General features: G+C 46.3%; 16 protein-coding genes. 2 read left to right on the top strand and 14 right to left on the bottom strand.

Translation table 11 applies throughout. The annotated features are described in order from the left end of the window. Positions 1 to 104: 104 nt before the first annotated feature. The 8 genes from FK220_RS15985 to rpsO all read right to left on the bottom strand — a co-directional run bounded on the left by FK220_RS15985 (position 105) and on the right by rpsO (position 10,556). Positions 105 to 965, bottom strand: a complete 861-nt coding sequence (locus tag FK220_RS15985) for a methyltransferase domain-containing protein (RefSeq protein ID WP_166204957.1) — start codon at positions 963 to 965, stop codon at positions 105 to 107. Then, a complete protein-coding gene (locus FK220_RS15980; RefSeq protein WP_152575351.1) occupies positions 934 to 3,579 on the bottom strand; it encodes a c-type cytochrome in 2,646 nt (881 codons plus the stop codon). The genes FK220_RS15985 and FK220_RS15980 overlap by 32 nt, the downstream gene beginning before the upstream one ends. 52 nt (positions 3,580 to 3,631) lie before the next feature. Then, positions 3,632 to 4,084, bottom strand: coding sequence for a tRNA (cytidine(34)-2'-O)-methyltransferase (locus FK220_RS15975; protein ID WP_152575350.1), 453 nt, complete (start codon positions 4,082 to 4,084; stop codon positions 3,632 to 3,634). Positions 4,085 to 4,106: 22 nt separating this feature from the next. Further along, positions 4,107 to 4,337, bottom strand: coding sequence for a VF530 family protein (locus FK220_RS15970; RefSeq protein ID WP_152575349.1), 231 nt, complete (start codon positions 4,335 to 4,337; stop codon positions 4,107 to 4,109). Positions 4,338 to 4,385: 48 nt separating this feature from the next. After that, entirely contained in the window at positions 4,386 to 6,347 is a 1,962-nt protein-coding gene (gene pulA, locus FK220_RS15965) for a type I pullulanase (RefSeq protein WP_238719067.1), read from the bottom strand. 388 nt (positions 6,348 to 6,735) lie between these two features. Beyond that, entirely contained in the window at positions 6,736 to 7,599 is an 864-nt protein-coding gene (locus tag FK220_RS15960; RefSeq protein ID WP_014033356.1) for a sigma-70 family RNA polymerase sigma factor, read from the bottom strand. Between the two features lie 273 nt (positions 7,600 to 7,872). Next, the gene (locus FK220_RS15955) at positions 7,873 to 10,089 is read right to left on the bottom strand and encodes a polyribonucleotide nucleotidyltransferase (protein WP_152575347.1); all 2,217 of its coding nucleotides are present in this window, start codon (positions 10,087 to 10,089) and stop codon (positions 7,873 to 7,875) included. 197 nt (positions 10,090 to 10,286) lie between these two features. After that, positions 10,287 to 10,556, bottom strand: coding sequence for a 30S ribosomal protein S15 (gene rpsO / locus FK220_RS15950; RefSeq protein WP_152575346.1), 270 nt, complete (start codon positions 10,554 to 10,556; stop codon positions 10,287 to 10,289). Between the two features lie 256 nt (positions 10,557 to 10,812). Here rpsO and FK220_RS15945 point away from each other — a divergent pair, with 256 nt between their 5' ends. Next, positions 10,813 to 11,682: a hypothetical protein gene (locus FK220_RS15945; protein ID WP_152575345.1), complete on the top strand. Its 870-nt coding sequence runs from the start codon at positions 10,813 to 10,815 to the stop codon at positions 11,680 to 11,682. An 87-nt stretch (positions 11,683 to 11,769) separates the two neighbouring features. On the opposite strand, the gene FK220_RS20120 is transcribed toward FK220_RS15945, so the two are convergent. The 4 genes from FK220_RS20120 to tamL all read right to left on the bottom strand — a co-directional run bounded on the left by FK220_RS20120 (position 11,770) and on the right by tamL (position 17,079). Beyond that, positions 11,770 to 12,276 (bottom strand): hypothetical protein, encoded by a 507-nt coding sequence (locus FK220_RS20120; RefSeq protein WP_238719066.1) that lies wholly within the window; start codon positions 12,274 to 12,276, stop codon positions 11,770 to 11,772. Between the two features lie 75 nt (positions 12,277 to 12,351). Then, positions 12,352 to 13,236: an acetyl-CoA carboxylase, carboxyltransferase subunit beta gene (gene accD / locus FK220_RS15935; protein ID WP_152575344.1), complete on the bottom strand. Its 885-nt coding sequence runs from the start codon at positions 13,234 to 13,236 to the stop codon at positions 12,352 to 12,354. 25 nt (positions 13,237 to 13,261) lie between these two features. Then, complete coding sequence (gene fbaA, locus FK220_RS15930) at positions 13,262 to 14,329, bottom strand: class II fructose-bisphosphate aldolase (RefSeq protein ID WP_152575343.1); 1,068 nt, start codon at positions 14,327 to 14,329, stop codon at positions 13,262 to 13,264. Positions 14,330 to 14,484: 155 nt separating this feature from the next. After that, on the bottom strand, positions 14,485 to 17,079 hold the full coding sequence (gene tamL, locus FK220_RS15925; RefSeq protein ID WP_152575342.1) for a translocation and assembly module lipoprotein TamL: 2,595 nt from the start codon (positions 17,077 to 17,079) through the stop codon (positions 14,485 to 14,487). A 185-nt stretch (positions 17,080 to 17,264) separates the two neighbouring features. On the opposite strand from tamL, the gene FK220_RS15920 reads away from it, so the two are divergent. Next, on the top strand, positions 17,265 to 17,990 hold the full coding sequence (locus FK220_RS15920; RefSeq protein ID WP_152575341.1) for a TrmH family RNA methyltransferase: 726 nt from the start codon (positions 17,265 to 17,267) through the stop codon (positions 17,988 to 17,990). Positions 17,991 to 17,996: 6 nt separating this feature from the next. Here the strand turns inward: FK220_RS15920 and porT are convergent, their stop codons facing one another. Both porT and ubiE read right to left on the bottom strand, forming a co-directional pair. Beyond that, positions 17,997 to 18,713 carry a type IX secretion/gliding motility protein PorT/SprT gene (gene porT / locus FK220_RS15915; RefSeq protein ID WP_152575340.1) on the bottom strand — a complete coding sequence of 239 codons (717 nt, stop codon included), beginning with the start codon at positions 18,711 to 18,713 and terminating at the stop codon, positions 17,997 to 17,999. A 4-nt stretch (positions 18,714 to 18,717) separates the two neighbouring features. Then, positions 18,718 to 19,446 (bottom strand): bifunctional demethylmenaquinone methyltransferase/2-methoxy-6-polyprenyl-1,4-benzoquinol methylase UbiE, encoded by a 729-nt coding sequence (gene ubiE, locus FK220_RS15910; RefSeq protein WP_152575339.1) that lies wholly within the window; start codon positions 19,444 to 19,446, stop codon positions 18,718 to 18,720. Positions 19,447 to 19,562 lie beyond the last annotated feature (116 nt).

The following is a 19,562-nucleotide window of genomic DNA, read 5'->3' as shown; positions in this document are numbered from 1 at the left end:
AAATAAGAGTCTTCTCACAGTGAGCCGGATTAGTTCATATCAAGGTAATATATGCCTATATCCTCTGCCCCCCATACATTTCAAATTTTATCAATAGGGCTTATTTATACTTTCTCCGCAATCACCTCGACCATCAAGCAGGTTGCCATCGAAGCACCGCTAGTTTGTTCCAATGCCTCTAAATCGGCCAGGGCATGGGCGACCTCTTCCTCGTTCAGATATCCCTGTGGTATGAGCCTTGGAAAATAGCTTTGAAAGAAGGTCTTCGGCCATAGCCATTCGCTGCTGTTAGGTGTAGGTAATTTGACCATAGGGCGTACACTACGCACCCGCATTCCAAGTGCCTCAAGCATTCCAGGGAGATAACGGCCGATGTCAATTTCGTATTCGGTATCCTTAAAACTTTTGAGCGCTCTGGCAATCGCCTTGGTCAAGGCTTCCTTCTTGGGTTCGGTTTGTAGCAACGACCAGTCATAATACTCTTGGATCACCATCTTGCCCCCGGGTTTCAGCGCTCTGTACACCTTTTGAAGTATTTCCTCGGGATTCGGAATCCACGCCAGGGCCCAGCGACAGTACAGGCCATCCAGGCTCTCAGGTGGGAGTTGCATGGCGTCAAAATCGGAGGCGATGGCCTCGATGTTCAAATCGTACAGTTGTGCCAGCCGTTGCACATAGTCGATATACGCCTTTGACTTGTCCACCCCGATGACCTTTCCTTCCTTACCGGCGATAAAAGCGAGTTCCTTGGTACAGTATCCGGGACCGCAACCAAGGTCCAGCAGGATTTGCCCAGCCCTAAAACCGGCGGCCCGCCAGCCCCGTTGTGCCTCTTCGGCCCATACCTGGTGTTGCAAACCCAGGCGATACAGCTCTTCTTGATCGGTTCCTAATATGTAGGGTCGGTCTTCCATGGTTATAGGCTCGGCATTGTTACCGACTTTTTGCTCCCGAATACACCTCATGGTTCGCATCCCCACCTGATTGTAGGTAGGCGAAGAGGTCGAGCACTTCTTGTTCGTTCAGTCTGTTCAAGAGGCCGGCTGGCATGGGTGAGATAGGGGAGAGCTCCCGTTTCTCGATATCGCTTTTTGCCAGTTGTACCGTATAGCTTTCATTAAACGAATTGGGCATGAGGACAATACTATCACCCTCTTCCGACTTGATGCGTCCGGCCAGCTTTTTACCATCCTTTAAATGAAAGAGCGTATTCGCATACTGATCTGAAATCTCGTCATTAGGGCTGTATATGGCAAAGAGCAGGTCGTAATTACCGAATTTGGTATGCGCTTGGGTGAGGTCTGGACCGGCCCCTCCCCCTTCGCCCCGCATGCGATGGCAAAGTATACACATCCCGGCCTGGTAGGCCCGTTCGCCGGCTTCTACGGTTCCTTCATAATTTTCCATTCCGCCGCCCCAAAGGATGTGGCTCATATCGTTGCCCGAATACGCTTTTCCTGGACCAATCGGTTCGGGCAGGTCGGCCACGGCGGTAGAAGGGGAGTAGACCCCCGAAATTTCCTCAAAATACTCCCGTTCGTTTTCCGGTACCTGGACTATGGCCTGTTGCCGTACGTTTTCCATATAGGCCTTAAAACTCATTCCTCCTTTGGCTCCCAACACATCGTAGAACCAGAGAAAGTACTTTTCACGGAGCGGCTTGGTCCAGCCCTCGGTCGCACGGCTCAGCAGCATCCCGTAGTAAATCGATTCACTCGGGGGCATTTTAGCCAGGACCTCCCGGATGACGGGGCCGTACTGTTCACTACGCAGGGTAGTTTCCTCAGAGAGTAGTTCCACTCCTTCTGTCACTGTCTTTTTTTCGGTGTGTTTTTCGAGTTGTTGTACCAAGCCTTCGGTAATACCTTCTGCTTTGAGGTACAATAAGAGTTGCCCCAACTCCCTGGTAACCGCATTGCTGGCGTGGGGAAAGTACGACTTCAATCTGCTTGCGGTTCGCATTCTATCCTGCTCGCTAGGGGCTCCCATTCGGATAAAAGAGAGACTATAGGCCCGCAGCAAGGCTGTCTTGTTATAATCGGAAAGCTGTTCCAACGGAATCCCATTCAATTTTCGCAAAAGGGTCGATTGTTGGCCATCATTCCCTTGATGGGCCATGGCAATGGCCATTTCGATGATTTTTTGAAAGTCGGTCTCTTGTGGGAATAGGTCTTTCCAAGTGTCGATGGGTTGCTGTTCCAAGGCGACCCTAGCGGCATATCGGATAAAGCGATCGGGATGGTTGAGGTGTTCCATCGCCAAGGGAATGGCTTCGGCATCTTTCCGGGTATGGAATTGTTCCAGTCGATGGCGCAGTTCCCGCAGCGCTTCGGAATTCGTATCCGCGGTCGCTTCCGTCATTTCGTTATCGGTGCCGGTATAATGGAGTCGGTAGAGGTGCGAATCGAGTCCACGACCGCCGGTTGCAAAATAAAGATGCCCATCGGCCCCGTTGATCATATCGGTCAAGGGGAGGGGCGTACCTGAAAGAAACTCTTCCTTTTGACCACGGTAGCTGCTTCCTTCGGGAATCAGGTTTACAAAGTATACGGTACCAAAACTCCAGTCCATGACCAAAAGTCCGTTCCGGTATTTCGGGGGGAAGCTCAATGCTGCCCCGGAGAGTACCGCGGTGGGGGATCCCTGTTCCATATTCTGCACGGCCGGAAGGTTGTCCGGATAATAGGCGGGCCATTTGCCGGATCCGGTACGCCAACCATATTCGCTGCCACTGGTCACATGACAAATACGGGTGGGGCGGTACCAGGGCATACCGATATCCCACTCCATATCGGAATCATAAGTGAAGAGTTCCCCGTCTTGGTTGAACGCCAGGTCAAACGGATTCCGATATCCGGCGGAAATCAATTCCCATTCGGTCCCCTCCGGATTGAATTTGGAGACCCATCCTCCGGGTGCCTTGATATCGTTGGCATGGCCCCGGGCGTCGAGATACGGCTTTATGAGATTATCTTCGCCCCAATTGGTCGGTAGCCTGCTGTTTTCTAGCAGGGGGTCGGGAATGATGGTGTGGTTTCCGGCAATAAAATAGATATCCTCTCCATTCGGAGCCAAGGCAAAACTGTGTGGGCCATGTTCCCCTTGTCCTTCGAGTTTGAGAAGCATCGTTACCTGATCGAGCTCCCCGTCGTTATCGCTATCCTGTATTCGGTAGACCCCACTGCCATTTTCTTCGGAATCGGGAATGTCATCATCCCATTTCTTATTGACGGCTACATACAGACTGTTATGGGCCCAGAGGAGGCCGTGGGCTTCCCCTATCCGTAGGTCGAGACTGTCTACCTGTGAAGGGGCGATGGTCGACCCAATAGCAGGCGTTTTCATGGTATAAATTTTCCCTCGTTGGTCGCAGGCAAACAAGGTGTTGTCAGGACCTTGGGCCAGCGCTACCCACGAACCCTGTCCCTGGGCGCTTGGGTGATAGAGTTCTTCCAGTTCGAAGCCTTCCCGTATGTTAAAAACGATGGGCGTTTCGTTTTCCGCCAAATCGTTTTTTGATTCGTTTTGGCATGAGATGAAAAGGGAACAAAGGAGTATCAGTGAACTAATTCTGTACATATCGGAAAAAGTGTTTGGTGTCTACCTAAAGATAGGGAACAATTCGATATGTTCACCACAGGTGTTTCAACCCCTCGTACACCACGATGCTGACAGCATTGGCAAGGTTCAAACTTCGAATGTGTTCGCTGTACATCGGAATCTTGAACAAGGAGTCGCTATTTTGGGAAGTGATGTCGGTAGGAAGGCCCACCGATTCCTTACCGAAGACTAGGAACATCCCGTCTTCAAAATCGATGTCCCAATGGTTTTGTTTTCCATGGCTGGAGAGGTACACCATTTTTTTGTCGCTTTGTCGCCCGAAGAATTCGTGGATATCTTCATAGATAAAGAGGGAGAGATGGGGCCAATAATCGAGCCCTGCCCTTTTAAGGCGTTTGTCGCTCAATTCGAAGCCAAACGGTTTGACCAAATGCAGCTGCGAGCCCGTTGCCAGTGCCAATCGACCTATATTTCCCGTGTTATTGGGTATCTCTGGCTCGATAAGGGCGATGTTGAAGGGCATAGGTCCGACTCGGAATATTTATTTATTTCCTAATTGATTCGAGATATAAGCGTTCCACCTTTTCCCGGGCCCAGGGCGTTCTGCGTAAAAATTTTAAGGATGACTTGATGGAAGGATTGCTTTTAAAGCAATTGATGTTGATACGGGCAGCCAGCTCTTCCCAACTGTAATTCTCGGTCAGATTTTCTAGGATATCGACTAGTTTTACACCGTGTAACGGATTATTGGGCTGTAACTCGGGACTATTATTCATTTTCCGGATATTTTTCATTCAAAAGTAATGGAAGTAGACCAAATCCCATCACTTTTGAAAACAAACCAGCATCGAAATGGCCGGTACACTTATGCTGCCCGTTGCGATAGCACTACCATCAAAATCAAAGGTATCTCCAATCACCGCTACTTGCCATCTTCCGTCTAAACGATAGTTGACAGGAGTGGTCCTCGCATTATAGGCCACCAGTATTTTTTTCCAAGGGTCTTGCGTGCCATTGGTTTCCATGAGGTAGGAAATGAAACTGTCCTCCGTTTTTTGGAATTCCAAATTGGAACGCACCAATTCACCGGTCGACATGCGAAAGGCGGGATGGGCCTTTCTTAAGGCAATCAAATTTTTATGATAATCGAATACCTCCGAATACTGCTTTTTCCGGTACCAATCAATTTGATTGATGCTATCCGGGAGGTTATACGAGTTGTGTTCCCCATTTTTGGTCCGTAACATCTCTACCCCGGCATGTAAAAAGGGTGTTCCTTGCGAGGTCAGCACAATGGCATTCGCCAGTTTGGCCATGGCGATGATTTCCCGTTCGCCGGCATCTTTTCTAGATACTTTGAGCTTGTCATACAGGGTGTGGTTGTCATGACAGGAAACATAGGAGATGGTCTGCCAAGGATTGTTGGTCCATGGCGCGTCGGAATAGTTGACTTCCTGGTATGCGACCTGCGGGTGTGCTATGGCTCCTACGATACCGAACTTGATCGATTCCTCCATGTCTTCCCCCCCGCTGACGAAGCCCGTGCTGCTATCCTCAAAAACCGAGCCTTTGAGACCGTCCCGAAGGTCATCGCTAAAGGCAGTGATCTGGGGCATTTGAACTGTATTTTTCTTTAAGGCCCGTTTGTCGGCGGGATAGGGGGAGTCTTTAGCGGTCCAGCCTTCACCATACACGAACGCATTCGGATTCACCTCCTTCACCTTTTTGGATACCTCGTTCATTAAATCGATATCATGGATGCCCATAAGGTCGAAACGAAAACCGTCGAGATGGTATTCACGGGTCCAATAGGCAACCGATTCCAAAATGAATTTTCGCATCATAGGGCGTTCGGAAGCCGTTTCGTTACCACAAGCGGCCGCATCCGCGAGCGAGCCATCTTCCCACTGGCGGTAGTAATACCCAGGGACTTCTTGGTTGAAATTTGATTCCGCGGTACGTCCTGTATGGTTGTACACCACATCCAAGATGACACCGATGCCTTGGTCGTGCAGGCTTTTCACCATTTGTTTAAACTCCTTGATGCGTACCTCGGCCCGGTAGGGATCGCTGGCGAACGAGCCTTCGGGTACATTATAATTTTGTGGGTCGTAGCCCCAATTGAACTGGGCGCTATCCAGTTTTGTCTCATCGATGGAATAATGGTCAAAGGTGGGTAAGAGATGCACATGGGTAATGCCTAGTTCCTTCAGATGGTCTATTCCGGTGGTGAGTCCTTCGGGACCTTTGGTTCCTTCCTCTACCAAACCTAAATATTTTCCGGGCAGGGAGGAACCCGATTGTGAATGGATGGTCATATCCCGTATGTGTAACTCGTAGATGATTGCCTCATTGGGATGCCGAAGGATGGGACTTTGATCGCTCTCCCAGCCGTTGGGATCGGTGCTCTTTAAATCCAGTACCATCGCCCGTTCCCCGTTGACACCGACCGCTTGGGCATAAATTCCAGGAGTTTCCTCCGACCATTCCCCATCAATAAGTATTTGGAAGGTATAATAGGTGCCATGAAGGTCTCCTAGGACACGTGTACTCCAAACCCCTTCCCGAAACCGGGTCAATTCATACCGGGCTATTGGCAGACCATCCGTGCCATTATCGTACAGATTAAGTAGCACTTCATCCGCCGTAGGGGACCACAATTTGAAGTCCGAGAACTCTTTGGTATAGTTTAGCCAAAGATTCTCTTCGGTAGGGGAGGGATATTGATCAAAACTTGTAAAGGATTTTTTTTCCGTCTTGCAGGAAAGTAGAAGGAGGGAAATCATAAGAAAAGCGATGGTTGGTTTCATCCCGATAGAATGCTCAGTGATTTCTTGGAAAGATACATATTCTTTTAAAAAGGGAGTTGCAGTCGATGGTCCTTACCTTCAAATCGGTATTCAGGTCACCATGAGCACTTATTGGGACAACTTCTCATGGGCTTTGGGCGGAAATAGGGAATCTAATCACCCAAAGTGTAAAAGATTTATACAGTAATGAAATGGGCAGGCCGTGAAAAGAAAGTGGGTATACATGAAAAAACTCCGGTAATCAGCCGGAGTTTATTCATCAATCAAAAAACGAACAGTCATGATAACTGCTTGTATCTGTAAAATTACAATATATATGCCAAATTTCCAATTTATGGAATCTTTAACATGTAAATTATTGGGTTTAACCCAAATAGGTCTTTAAAATCTTACTTCTTGAAGTATGTTTTAGCCTTCGAATCGCCTTTTCCTTAATTTGGCGGACCCGTTCCCTGGTTAAATCAAAGGTCTCCCCGATTTCCTCCAAGGTCATCGAATGTTGACCCGCCAAGCCAAAGTACAGACGAATCACATCGGCTTCCCTTGGGGTCAAGGTTTCCAACGCGCGTTCGATTTCGGTACGCAACGAATCGTGCAGTAACTCCTTATCCGGGTTGGGTGATTCCCCACTGCGCAATACATCGTATAGGTTGGAGTCTTCCCCATCGATCAATGGCGCATCCATTGAAACATGGCGCCCTGAGTTCTTTAAGGATTGTTTTACGTCTTCGACGGTCATATCCAATTCCTTCGCGATTTCCTCTGCGGAAGGCGGACGTTCATGTGCCTGCTCCAAGAAGGCGAAGGTCTTATTGATTTTATTGATCGATCCAATTTTGTTCAAGGGCAAACGAACAATACGGGACTGTTCGGCCAACGCCTGAAGGATCGACTGGCGAATCCACCAAACCGCGTAGGAGATAAATTTAAATCCACGGGTTTCGTCGAAACGCTGTGCCGCTTTGATCAATCCCAAGTTTCCTTCGTTGATCAAATCGGGTAGTGTAAGGCCTTGGTTTTGGTACTGCTTGGCAACCGATACCACGAATCGGAGATTGGCCTTTGTAAGTTTTTCAAGAGCGATCTGGTCGCCTGCCTTGATGCGTTGTGCCAATTCAACTTCCTCATCAGCGGTAATCAAGTCCACTTTGCCGATTTCCTGCAAGTACTTGTCCAAAGATGCGGTCTCCCTATTGGTGACCTGTTTTGTGATCTTAAGCTGTCTCATCTAAGTAAATTAAGTTCCAATTGCATAGACTGCATATACTTATACGTAGAAAAAAGATAAATGTTACAAAATGGTAAAAAAAATGCTGGTTTTTGGTTGAACTGCACCAAATTGGCAGTGCAAAGACCTATTTCTTGGTCTTTACCATGCGCTATCGAATACCGATAAATCAACATATATCGCTTGGAAGGTAGGGCGACTCACTTGTTAACAGACAAAAAAGAAAAAGCCTCCGACCGTGAGGTGAAGGCTTTCAATTCGAGTTGACGGAATCTAGTCCCTTCTGGGCTTTCGATCACGATTGTCACGTCCGCGACGGTCGTCTCTTCGCCTATTGTTATCCCTTGGGGGTCTTTCCTTATAACCTTCCGGTTTGGGAAGCAACGCCTTACGAGATACCTTATCCTTTCGGGTTCTGGGGTCGGTACCCAAGTACTTCACATCGAAGACATCGTCCATGTTCACAACATCGGAAACTTTTTCGGTGCGTTCCCAGGCTAGTTCCGATACATGCAACAATACCTCGTTACCAGGAGCATCTTGGTACTCTACTACTGCGCCGAAATCGAGCATCTTAATGACCTTCACTTCGTACACACTACCTACTTCTGGCTTGAACATCAATGAGTCGATTTTGGCCAAAACGGCATCGATACCATTTTGATCGGTACCTAAAATCTCCACGATGCCCTCTTCGGTTACTGGATCTTCGTTGATTACGATAGTAGTTTTTGTTTCTTTCTGCAACTCTTGGATGACTTTTCCACCGGGGCCGATCAAGGCGCCGATAAATTCGTTCGGGATTACGGTTGTAACCATTTTTGGTGCATGTGGCTTCACGTCGGGTCTTGGAGCCTCGATGGTATCTACCAATTTCTCCAAGATATGCAAGCGGCCATCCCTGGCTTGTTTCAAGGCTTTTACCAAAATTTCATAGGAGAGGCCCTTTACCTTGATATCCATCTGACAGGCTGTGATTCCGTCTGCGGTACCGGTAACTTTAAAGTCCATATCCCCAAGATGGTCTTCATCTCCCAGGATATCCGATAAGACGGCGTATTTACCTGTTTCGGTATCGGTGATCAAGCCCATCGCGATTCCGGATACCGGTTTTTTCAATTGTACCCCGGCATCCATCAAGGCCATAGTGCCCGAACATACGGTTGCCATGGAGGAAGAACCGTTCGATTCCAATACTTCGGAAACGACCCGCACCGTATACGGACAGTCTTCCGGGACCATTCCTTTCAGTGCGCGCTGGGCCAAGTTCCCGTGACCGATTTCCCTTCGGGAAGTACCCCGTATCGGTCTGGCCTCACCAGTTGAGAATGGGGGGAAATTGTAGTGCAAGTAGAATGTTTCCTCACCTTCAAAGGAAGGCATATCGATTTGATTCGCTTCCCTAGACGTTCCTAAGGTAACGGTTGCCAACGCCTGGGTTTCCCCTCTGGTAAAAATGGCGGAACCGTGGGTTGAGGGTAAATAATCGACCTCGCACCAGATAGGACGTATTTCGTCGGTTTTTCTACCGTCCAATCGCAACCCTTCGTTCAAGGTAAGGTCACGAACAGCAGCTTTTTCGGCCTTGTAGAAATATTTGGAGACCAAATCGCCAAACTCTTCCAATTCCTCTTCGGTAAAAGTCGCTTTCACCTCCTCTTTGATGGCATCGAAGGCAGCACTTCTCTCCTGCTTGGCAGAACCTGCTTTGGCTACTTCATATACTTTATCATAGGTAAGGTCATGTACTTTTTTGGCAAGTTCCTCATCTTCGTTTTCTCCTTCATACTCACGTACCTCCTTCTTGCCAAAGGCTGTGGCCAACCGTTCCTGGGCGGCAACCTGTTCTTTGATCGCTTCGTGCGCAAATTTAATGGCCTCGGTCATTTCCTCTTCGGAAATCTCTTTCATTTCCCCTTCCACCATCATAACGGAATCAGCAGAGGCCCCGATAATCATATCGATATCGGACTCTTCCAATTGCGCTCGGGTAGGGTTGATGACAAACTCCCCGTTCACACGGCCTACACGACATTCGGAAATGGCACATTCGAAAGGGAAATCGGATAGCTGAATCGCTGCCGATGCGGCCAAACCGGCCATTGCATCAGGCATCACGTCTTCATCATGCGACATCAACTGGATCATTACCTGGGTTTCGGAGTGATAATCTTTTGGGAACAAGGGACGCAATACGCGGTCTACCAAGCGCATGGTCAGTACCTCTCCATCGCTGGGGCGCGCTTCCCTTTTGAAGAATCCGCCCGGGTAACGCCCCGAAGCGGCGAATTTTTCGCGATAGTCTACGGTCAGTGGAAGAAAATCCACATCACTTTGTTTGTAGTTGGAAACAACGGTACATAACAGCATACATTTGCCTGATTGTACCACAACGGACCCATGGGCCTGCTTTGCCAACTTTCCGGTTTCGATGGAGATTTCCCTACCGTCACCAAGGTCGATGACCTCTTTAAAAACTTTTGGAATCATAAATTTGATTTAAAATCCGCCCAATGGCGAACCTGTTAAACAATGGTCTTACCGACTTTCTGGTCGGAGTTGTTGTGTTGTGTTGACCAATGAAAAACCGTGTGCAGCTTTTTGTGTGTGCCCTCTCGAGATGTTCGAGTAATTCCGGGACTTTGGAATAGTATGAAAAAGGGGAAGACAAGCTTCCCCTTCGTGATTTATTTTCTAATACCTAATTCTTTGATCAATTCACGATATTTTACAATATCCTTCTTTTTCAAATAATCCAGCAAACTTCTTCGCTTACCTACCAAACGCACCAAGGAACGCTCGGTGTTGTAATCCTTGTGGTTTTTTTTAAGGTGCTTGGTCAAGTGGTTGATACGGTGGGTGAACAAGGCGATTTGACCCTCGGTAGACCCAGTATTCTTTTCTTCTCCGCCGTGTTTCTTAAAAATATCGGCCTTAATTTCCTTGGTTAAATACATTCCAATATTATTTTAAATGATTTTTATGTATCTGACTGGTTTTCAATCAGGGCGCAAAGATAAATATAATTTTTCGATGGGCGGCCATCATTTTTTTAAATAGTGGATTAAACCTTTTTTAATTACGTGGGTCATACCTCCACAAATCTTAAAAAAATGTTACGATAAATGTGTCCGTTTATCAAGATCGATACTAGTCAAGATTTTGTTGGATGCTTTTTATGGTACAAATGACAAACAATTAAAATGTATAATTATGAAAAAGTGCCTCAAAAAAAAGAATATTGCCGGACTGTCAATGATGGTCCTAACGCTATTGGCTTCCTGTACTAAGGAGGAGGAAGCTGTGATCGACTTTAGTGACGGGGAAGTGATTACCGCCACCGAGCTGAAATCAAGCGATGAAGCGGAGTTTATTTCGGAAGACATCATAGGGGTAGTGGAGGATGTATATGCTGCGGATGAAATTTCCAGCACTTCCAAAAGTAATTACCGATCCGATTACCTTCCGGACTGCGTGACGATTACTACGGTCGTAACGGATACTTCCAAGGAAAAGACCATCGACTTTGGCGAAGGATGTGAACTGCCCAATGGGAACGTTTTGAGCGGAATTATCTATTTGAGCTATGCCAAGGATATGGACCTAGTTACCAAAACACTCAACCTTTCCTTGGAGAACTTCACGTTCAACGGGGTAGCGGTAGAAGGGAATGCGTCGGTAGAGCGTGTACGGGATAATGGTAGCGGAAATCCGCAGTCCGATGCCGCCTGGACGTTCAATGGTACGTATTCCGATGGGGATACCTTTAGTTTCAATGGGAACAGAACCCGTGAGTGGATTGAAGGATATGGCTCTGGCTTTTGGGGCGACAATGTATTTTTGATTACCGGGAAGGGAACTTTTACCGGAAAACTGGGGAATGTTTTCACCAAGGAAATTACCACTCCTTTACGTAGGGAATGGTCTTGTAGATTCATCGTAAGCGGGGTTTTGGATATTTCCAGAAACGATGCTACCGCCAGCCTTGATTTCGGTGATGGAAGCTGCGATGCCAAAGGGCTCTTGACGTATCCCGATGGTACCTCGAAAGAAATATTCCTTCGACGGTTCTTCAATAACTAAAAGGTTTTGAACAAGGAACGGTTTTTAAAAGAGGTTGTCTTAACAGGCAGCCTCTTTTTTTAACCCATATCTTTTAGCGAATGAAAGCTAGAAAGCACATCCATCGGGCAAAGGCTCGGTGCTTTCAAGTTCCTCGGCAAAGTCGGTACCTAATCGGCCAGCGGTGAAACCATCTGCTACCGACCCTTGAAAAACGGCCGTACCGTAACCGGAGTTGTTCATATGGGCGCGAATGTACACAGCGGTGTTTTCCGAAATATCCACTGGGCCACCTGAACGGGTAAAGGGTTGTTCTTCTACGTGGCTATGGGTCAAAATTCTGCGGTATACCAGATTTCCGTCCGTATCAACGACTTCCCACCAATCGGCATACTGGTCGCATCCTGTATCCGGGCTGATAATCGTAACACTAAAGGTATAGGCATTTTCATTGCCCGTAACCGAAACATCGGTCACCTGAGGCAATCCTTGAGGGGAAGCCTTGTCGGCCAACTCGGAAGCCGCTTCCTCCATTTCAGTTGCCAATTTGTCGGTGGAACAACAGAGAAATAAACATGCCACAAGCAAGGATGTAAAAGGGATAAAAGTTCTCATCGGTACTATTTAAGGGTTTTCGTCAACATATATATTGACGTTGCTTCAATAACCAAATGGGCCTTTGTTAAATGTTCAAGAAACCTTAGAGGAGGTTTCCGCTACTCTCACGGGATTGTTTTGAATTAGGTCGATATAGAGATTGATTTTCTTCTTTAATTCGCTTCGATGTACGATAAAATCCAAAAAGCCGTGTTCCAAAACGAATTCCGAAGTTTGGAATCCTTTAGGTAAATCTTTTCCAGTGGCTTCCTTTACCACTCGGGGGCCGGCAAAACCGATAAGGGCGCCAGGCTCCGCAATATTAATATCGCCCAACATGGCATAAGAGGCAGTGGTTCCACCTGTCGTAGGATCGGTACAAAGCGATATATACGGAATTTTGGCCTCGGCGAGCTGTGCTAGCTTTGCCGAGGTCTTTGCCAATTGCATCAGGGAGAGTGCGGCTTCCATCATTCGGGCACCTCCCGATTTGGAAATCATGAGAAAAGGAATTTTCTTCTTGATGGAATAATCGATGGCACGGGCAATTTTTTCCCCTACGACACTTCCCATAGAACCGCCGATAAAGGAGAAATCCATACAGGCGACCACCAAATCCTTACCCATTGATTTACCTGCCGCCGTGCGCACCGCGTCCTTTAGTCCGGTCTTTTTTTGTGCCGCTTTCAATCGGTCCGAATACTTTTTGGTGTCCTCGAACTTTAGCGGATCTTTTGAGGTGAGTTTTGGATCTAGTTCGGTAAACTTGTTATTATCGAAAAGTATTTCGAAGTATTCCTTGCTGCCGATTCGGACATGGTAATCGTCTTCAGGGCTTACATAGAAGTTTTTGGCCAATACTTCCGATTCAACAATTTTACCGGTTGGCGATTTGTACCAAAGGCCTTTTGGAGTGTCTTTTTTTTCCTCCGTTGCCGTCTGTATTCCTTTTTCCTTTCGCTTAAACCAAGCCGTCATATCTCCCTTTTTAAGTTAGGTGAATTTAAAGCGTATTAACGTTGTTAAGGTCCTCGAAGGCCTTCTTCAAACGTTCGACAAAACTCTTTTCCCCTTCGCGTAACCATACTCGTGGATCATAGAACTTCTTGTTGGGTTCGTCCGCTCCTTTCGGGTTGCCGATTTGGGACTGTAAAAAGTCTTTCTTACCCTGCACATAATCACGCACTCCCGAAAGAAAGGCGTATTGCAAGTCGGTATCGATATTCATTTTAATGACTCCGTAGCTAATGCCTTCGCGGATTTCTTCTACGGTCGAGCCTGAACCTCCGTGAAAGACAAAATCGATGTGGTTGTGCTCCACTCCATATTTTTCACTAATATATTCCTGTGAATTCTTTAGGATTTTTGGTGTCAACTTCACATTGCCAGGCTTGTATACACCATGAACGTTGCCAAAAGCGGCGGCAATCGTAAATCGATGGCTTACTTTGGACAGTTCCTCATAGGCGTAAGCTACTTCTTCGGGCTGGGTATACAGCTTACTATCGTCCACGTCCGAGTTATCTACACCATCTTCTTCCCCTCCCGTTATTCCCAACTCAATTTCCAAGGTCATATTCATCTTGGCCATGCGTTCTAAGTAGCCCTTGCAGATTTCGATATTTTCCTCGATCGGTTCCTCCGAAAGGTCGATCATATGGGAACTGAACAGCGATTTTCCGGTTTCGGCAAAGTGTTGTTCGCTAGCATCGAGCATCCCGTCGATCCAAGGCAATAGCTTTTTGGCACAGTGATCGGTATGCAAGATAACCGTGGCCCCGTACGATTCGGCCAATTGGTGAACGTGTTTCGCACCTGCTATGGCACCTTGTATGGCAGCATGTTGGTTTTCGTTCGAGAGACCTTTTCCGGCATTGAACTGGGCGCCACCGTTAGAAAATTGGATGATAACCGGTGCATTAAGACCAGCGGCCGTTTCCATCACTGCGTTCATCGTATTCGATCCGATGACATTGACCGCCGGAAGGGCAAAACCCTTCTCCTTGGCATAATTGAATATCTCCTGTACTTCATCGCCTGTAGCGACCCCTGGTTTTATAGTATGGGACATAGCTTTATAGTCTGTTAATTTTATAGTTGAATGGGACAAAAGTAATAAAATATGTCGTAGGGCACTCTTGGTTTTTTCCAATTGCCGCTTCCATCTCGATCGGGTCTTTGAGGAAGGGGCCTGGTTGGGGCCACAAGCGTTGCCTTACAAGTTGTCTAAAAGGGATAGTTGATACCGATTTGCAGTACCGAATTGGCAAAATTATAGTCCCTGAACCACCGTTTGGAGATTTCTTCGGCCGGATTGTAGGTCTTGAAACCAAGATCTACCCGAAATAGGAAATAGGTGAAGTCATAACGAAGTCCAAAGCCGGAACCTAAAGCGATATCGGCCAAAGAGCTGATTCCTACAAACTTGGCATCCGGATCTTCGACATTATCAAAAACATTCCAGATGTTGCCGGCATCGGCAAAAAGCGCACCCTTGAAATTACCCGCTATGGGGAAACGGTATTCCAGGTTAAGGGCAATCTTTAAATTGGCCTCGTTAAAGTCATTAATCGCATCGGTTCTCCCTGGACCAAGGGAGTAAGGGAACCATCCACGGTTATCATTAGCACCTCCGGCAAAATAACTACGAACAAAAGGGATGCTGTTCGAATTTCCGTAAGGCACGGCAATACCAAAGAACGACCGGAAAGCGAGTACGTTCGAGCGTCTCAGGTCCCAGTATTTGACGAATTCGGTCTCACCCTTCAGGTATTGGGAGAAAGGAACATCCAATACTTCCAATTTATCATCCTCTTCATCAAAGGGAATCAAATTCGACAACCCTGAAAGTAGGTTTCCCGCACTTTCAAACTTGAATCGAAATCGGAAAAAGTTGTTGTCGGTGATATCGGTACGGTTGTTTAAATTCAGGGTGTAGTTACTGGCAAAGATAAGGTTGTCTTCGGTTAGGCGCTCCCGACGTTCCTCAATACGCAAGACATCGACGCGGTCTTCGTTCGTGATGCCGCTTACGGCATTGGTCTCAACGGCCTCGATGAACCCGTCTGTTCCATCGGGTATGCTTAGTTGCGGTTCATCACTGCCTTCCGGTATTACGAACAAATCTACCAAGGTTGCGTCATCCTGATAATTATCGGCGATACCATCCAAATCGGCATAGGAACTTCTGTAAAATCGAAAAAACTGTTCGGGCCTCACATTATTTACAAACTGTACATTGAGGAGTTCAACACCATGATTGATTTTTTCGGAGGGGGTCCAGCTGTACCCTAGGATGGAGTTAAACGTCTGCTTATCGAGACCAATATTTTGTTGGAAGCTGGTTCCGAGCGATATCCGGGTTCTAGGGAGTGTATAACTGGGAATCAACCTGCTGGTTTTGAAAAAGGGAAACCAGATACGAGGGAAATCAAGGCTTAGATCGGCACCATATTCCTGAATGTTGAAAAAACGATTATCCTGGATATTGGGATCACTGGAGTTTCCTATGCTCAATCTTGCCGATAGGCTTAGGTTTTCAGCTCCTTTGAACAGATTTCTAGCCTGTAACGACGGACTCAAGGCCATACCTATTTGCTGAATGTTCGAATGGGTGACATCCAAATTCGCCCCAAAGGAATACTTGGGCCTTGCAGCTAAATAGATATTGGAACTAAGGCGGGTACCGGTACTATCTGTCTCAAAGTTGATGGTCGGGTATTTGAACACTCCCAGATTGCTAATTTGTCGATAGGTACGCACCTTATCGATATCGCTGTAGACACTATCTTTTTCGAAAAAGATGGCATCGGCAAGTGTTTTAGGTTTGAATCGCAGCTTATTCCTGTAAAATATGGTATACCCTTCGTAGCGTATGAATTGAAGCTCGCTGTCCCGTTCGTCAAAGAGGAAATCGGTGTAAATGTTGATATTCTCGAAACGACTTACCTTATAAGGTTCGGTGGTGACCAGACCTTCCCCTCGTTTCCTTAAATCGTCAATGTTAAGGATTACCCCCATTTGTTGGTCATTGGCGATTTTGGTGGTGTCACTTAATATGTCGAATTTGATTGAGCTTTCCTGGAAATTATAGACCCCATTATTTCCAAAAACGGCTGCCAATCGCTCCCGCTCCTTGCTGAAGTCCCCAATATTGAATTGGTCACCCTTTTGTATAAATGCCTCGGCCTTATTAAGCTGATAAAGGGAATCGATGGCCGGGGAAGCAATATTATGGCCTACCGAATCGATAATAAAAGGCTTTCCCAATGTAATTTGATAAATGACCTCGGCACGTTGCCGTTTGGCCAAACTATCGATTGTATAGGAAGTATTGTTATTCAGATAGCCCTGCCCCCGATAATAGGCGCTCAAGCGTTCCAGGGTTCTTTTGGTTTCGGTGGTATCGAGTATCACCGGGGCTTCCCCAATTTTTTTAAGGGTTTCACTCAGGCCCTTGACGAGAAACGATTCTCCCAACCGAACCACTTGTTTCCTGGAAAGTAATTTAATCAGCCTTTCCTCCCGCTTTTCCTTCCGATACAACCAAGCTTGAAAGGAGGAATCCGGATTTTTTTTTGCCAGGTTGTATAGATTGAGCCGTAGGGGATACCCTAAAATCGTACTGTTGGGATTTTGAAGAATAAGGCTTTCGATGTCCTCATCGTTCACTTTAATACTATCGGTGAAAATAGTGTTCCGTTTGACCAACAATTCATTTTCACCCACGCGTTTAAGGCTGTTACAGGAAGTAATCGCGATCGTTAGCAAAACTAAGCTGACCTTAGTGCCGATTGTTTTCGTTCGCAAGATTCTCCTCATAGAAATCAAAAATACATTGAATTCGTTTAAAGTTTTAAATTGAAACCTAAAATATCGGCTTTTACGTTTGCGTGAGGCCATATTATAGTGGTATGTCGGACGGCAGTATTCAAAAATGAGGAAATGCCGAGGTAAAATAGGATATTTGCAGGTAATCAGTAGATGTAAATGAATTCATTATTTGTATGGTTGTCAAGAACCAAATAAAGTTTGTAAAAAGTCTTCAGCAAAAAAAGTACCGAAATCAATCCGGGATGTTTGTAGTGGAGGGTATCAAATCGGTCCGTGAGCTGTTGAGGTCAGATTATATGGTGGAAAAGGTATATGTGACCGACCCTGAAATTTTAGAAGGGAATCCGTCGGATATTGAGCTGGTTACCGAAAGGGAACTCAAACAAATGAGCGGTTTACAACATCCGAATACTGCTCTGGGAGTATTTCACATTCCAAAACCCTCAAAAATTGAGTACAACGATTGGATTTTGGCGTTAGACGACGTACGCGATCCCGGGAATTTGGGTACCATCATCCGTTTGTGCGATTGGTTCGGCATTCAACATCTTATCTGCTCGGAACATACGGTCGATTGCTATAATCCAAAGGTATTACAAGCCACCATGGGGTCGATAACCAGGGTCAATATCGGATATACCGATTTACATCGGTTTTTGGGACAGGCCAAGGTACCCATCTACGGAGCTTTTATGGAGGGGTCATCGATTTACCAAGAGGCATTTCCCAAAGTCGGAATACTGCTCATGGGCAATGAGGGCAAGGGCATTTCGGAGGAACTGTCGGCGATAGTTTCGAAGAAAGTGAGTATCCCAAGGTTTGGCGGCAGCGCTGCCGAAAGCCTCAATGTAGCTATGGCCACTTCCATTTTGTTGAATGAAATTAGAAGGGAAGAGTGATGAAGACTACTCAAATGTGAAGTTGATGAACAGTCCCCGGGTGCGCATGGCATCGATGTTTCCGGTCCACGGGCTGTTTGGGTCGACATCCGGTACCAATTCGTCCGTTATCGTGAAAACCCCACGAATCGAAGGGGTAAACTTAAAATATTCCAAATAAAAATCGATTCCAAACCCAAGCTCGTAATTGTAGTTCCATTTTTTCATTCGAAAGGTGCCGCTGCTATTGTCATCGAGATTGGTTTCGTTACTGCCCAGGTTCAAGGAAGCAGACGGCCCTCCGATTAAAAAAGGTTTCCAGTTTCCGAACCGTTTGGTACTCACCTTGAGCAATAGCGGAAAGTTGATATAGGTAGATTTAACTTCCCTTAGGATATTAACGGGCGTGCTTTCCTGTTCGGGAAATTTGGTATATACTAAATTCCTTGCATTGTAGTGAAGTCCCGGTTCAAAACGAAGGTCCAAAAATTCGTTCAATCGCATTTCTCCGATAAGCCCTACATTAAAACCGATCGACTTATCGACCAATACCTCGTCTTCCTCGCCCAGGTCATTTTTATAATCGAACTTGAAATCGTATTGGTTGAAACCCAGAAAGTAGCCATAGTTAAGAAATCTCTTATCTTTATTCTCTATGTTCAAAACGGGGTTTTCCTTGAACTGTGCCAAGGTTGTAGATATGGAAAAGAGTATTGTAAGCAATAGAAAAAATGCTTTCCTCATAAGTTTACTTTGTAGCAACATAAATAGATGCGACCCCAAAGGTCTGGGGCTTGTTTTCTACCTCTATAAACCCGATTTTGCGTAAAATATTGTTGAAGGCCTCACCATGGGGAAAAACGGAGGCCGATTCGCTCAGGTAGGCATAGGCCGATCGGTCTTTCGAAAATAATCGACCTATTGCAGGAAGTATGTATTTTGTGTAGAAACGATACCCTTGTTTGTAAGGTTCTTTTGTCGGTACAGACGTTTCCAAGACCACGAACGTACCTTTTTCATCGAGCACGCGGTAAATCTCTGCCAACCCTTTTTCCAAGGTTTCAAAGTTTCGTACTCCAAAGGCAACTGTGACCGCATCGAAACTATTGTCTTTGTAGGGGAGGTTCTCGCTATCCCCTACCACCATTTCGATGGTATCGTCCATTTTCTTTTGTCTGACTTTCCTTTTGCCTACTTCGAGCATCCCAGGGGAAATGTCTAGCCCGACGATTCGGTCCGCCCCGGTCTCTATCAAGTTGATGGCAAGATCCCCGGTTCCGGTGGCGATATCTAGGATACTTTTTGGTTTTCTTTGTTTCAGGATATTGACCACCCTTTTTCGCCATTTAATATCGATACCAAAGGAAATAACTCGGTTGAGACCATCATAGTCGGTGCTGATGGTATCGAACATTTTTGTTACTTGGGCTTTTTTTCCAAGTTTGGAATCGCCGTATGGGGTTACTTTTTTGGGCATTTTCGCTAGTTTCGGCAAAGATACGATTTCACATTTGGGATATATATCATTGTTTGAACAATAAAGATGTCCTTAGTATGTTTTTAATACATGTATTTTAATGTCGACCCAATAAA

This window comes from Pelagihabitans pacificus (genome assembly GCF_009371985.2).
Taxonomy (GTDB): Bacteria; Bacteroidota; Bacteroidia; order Flavobacteriales; family Flavobacteriaceae; genus Pelagihabitans; species Pelagihabitans pacificus.
The sequence above is the reverse complement of the archived record's forward strand: the minus strand, read 5'-3'. Positions and strand labels throughout refer to the sequence as shown.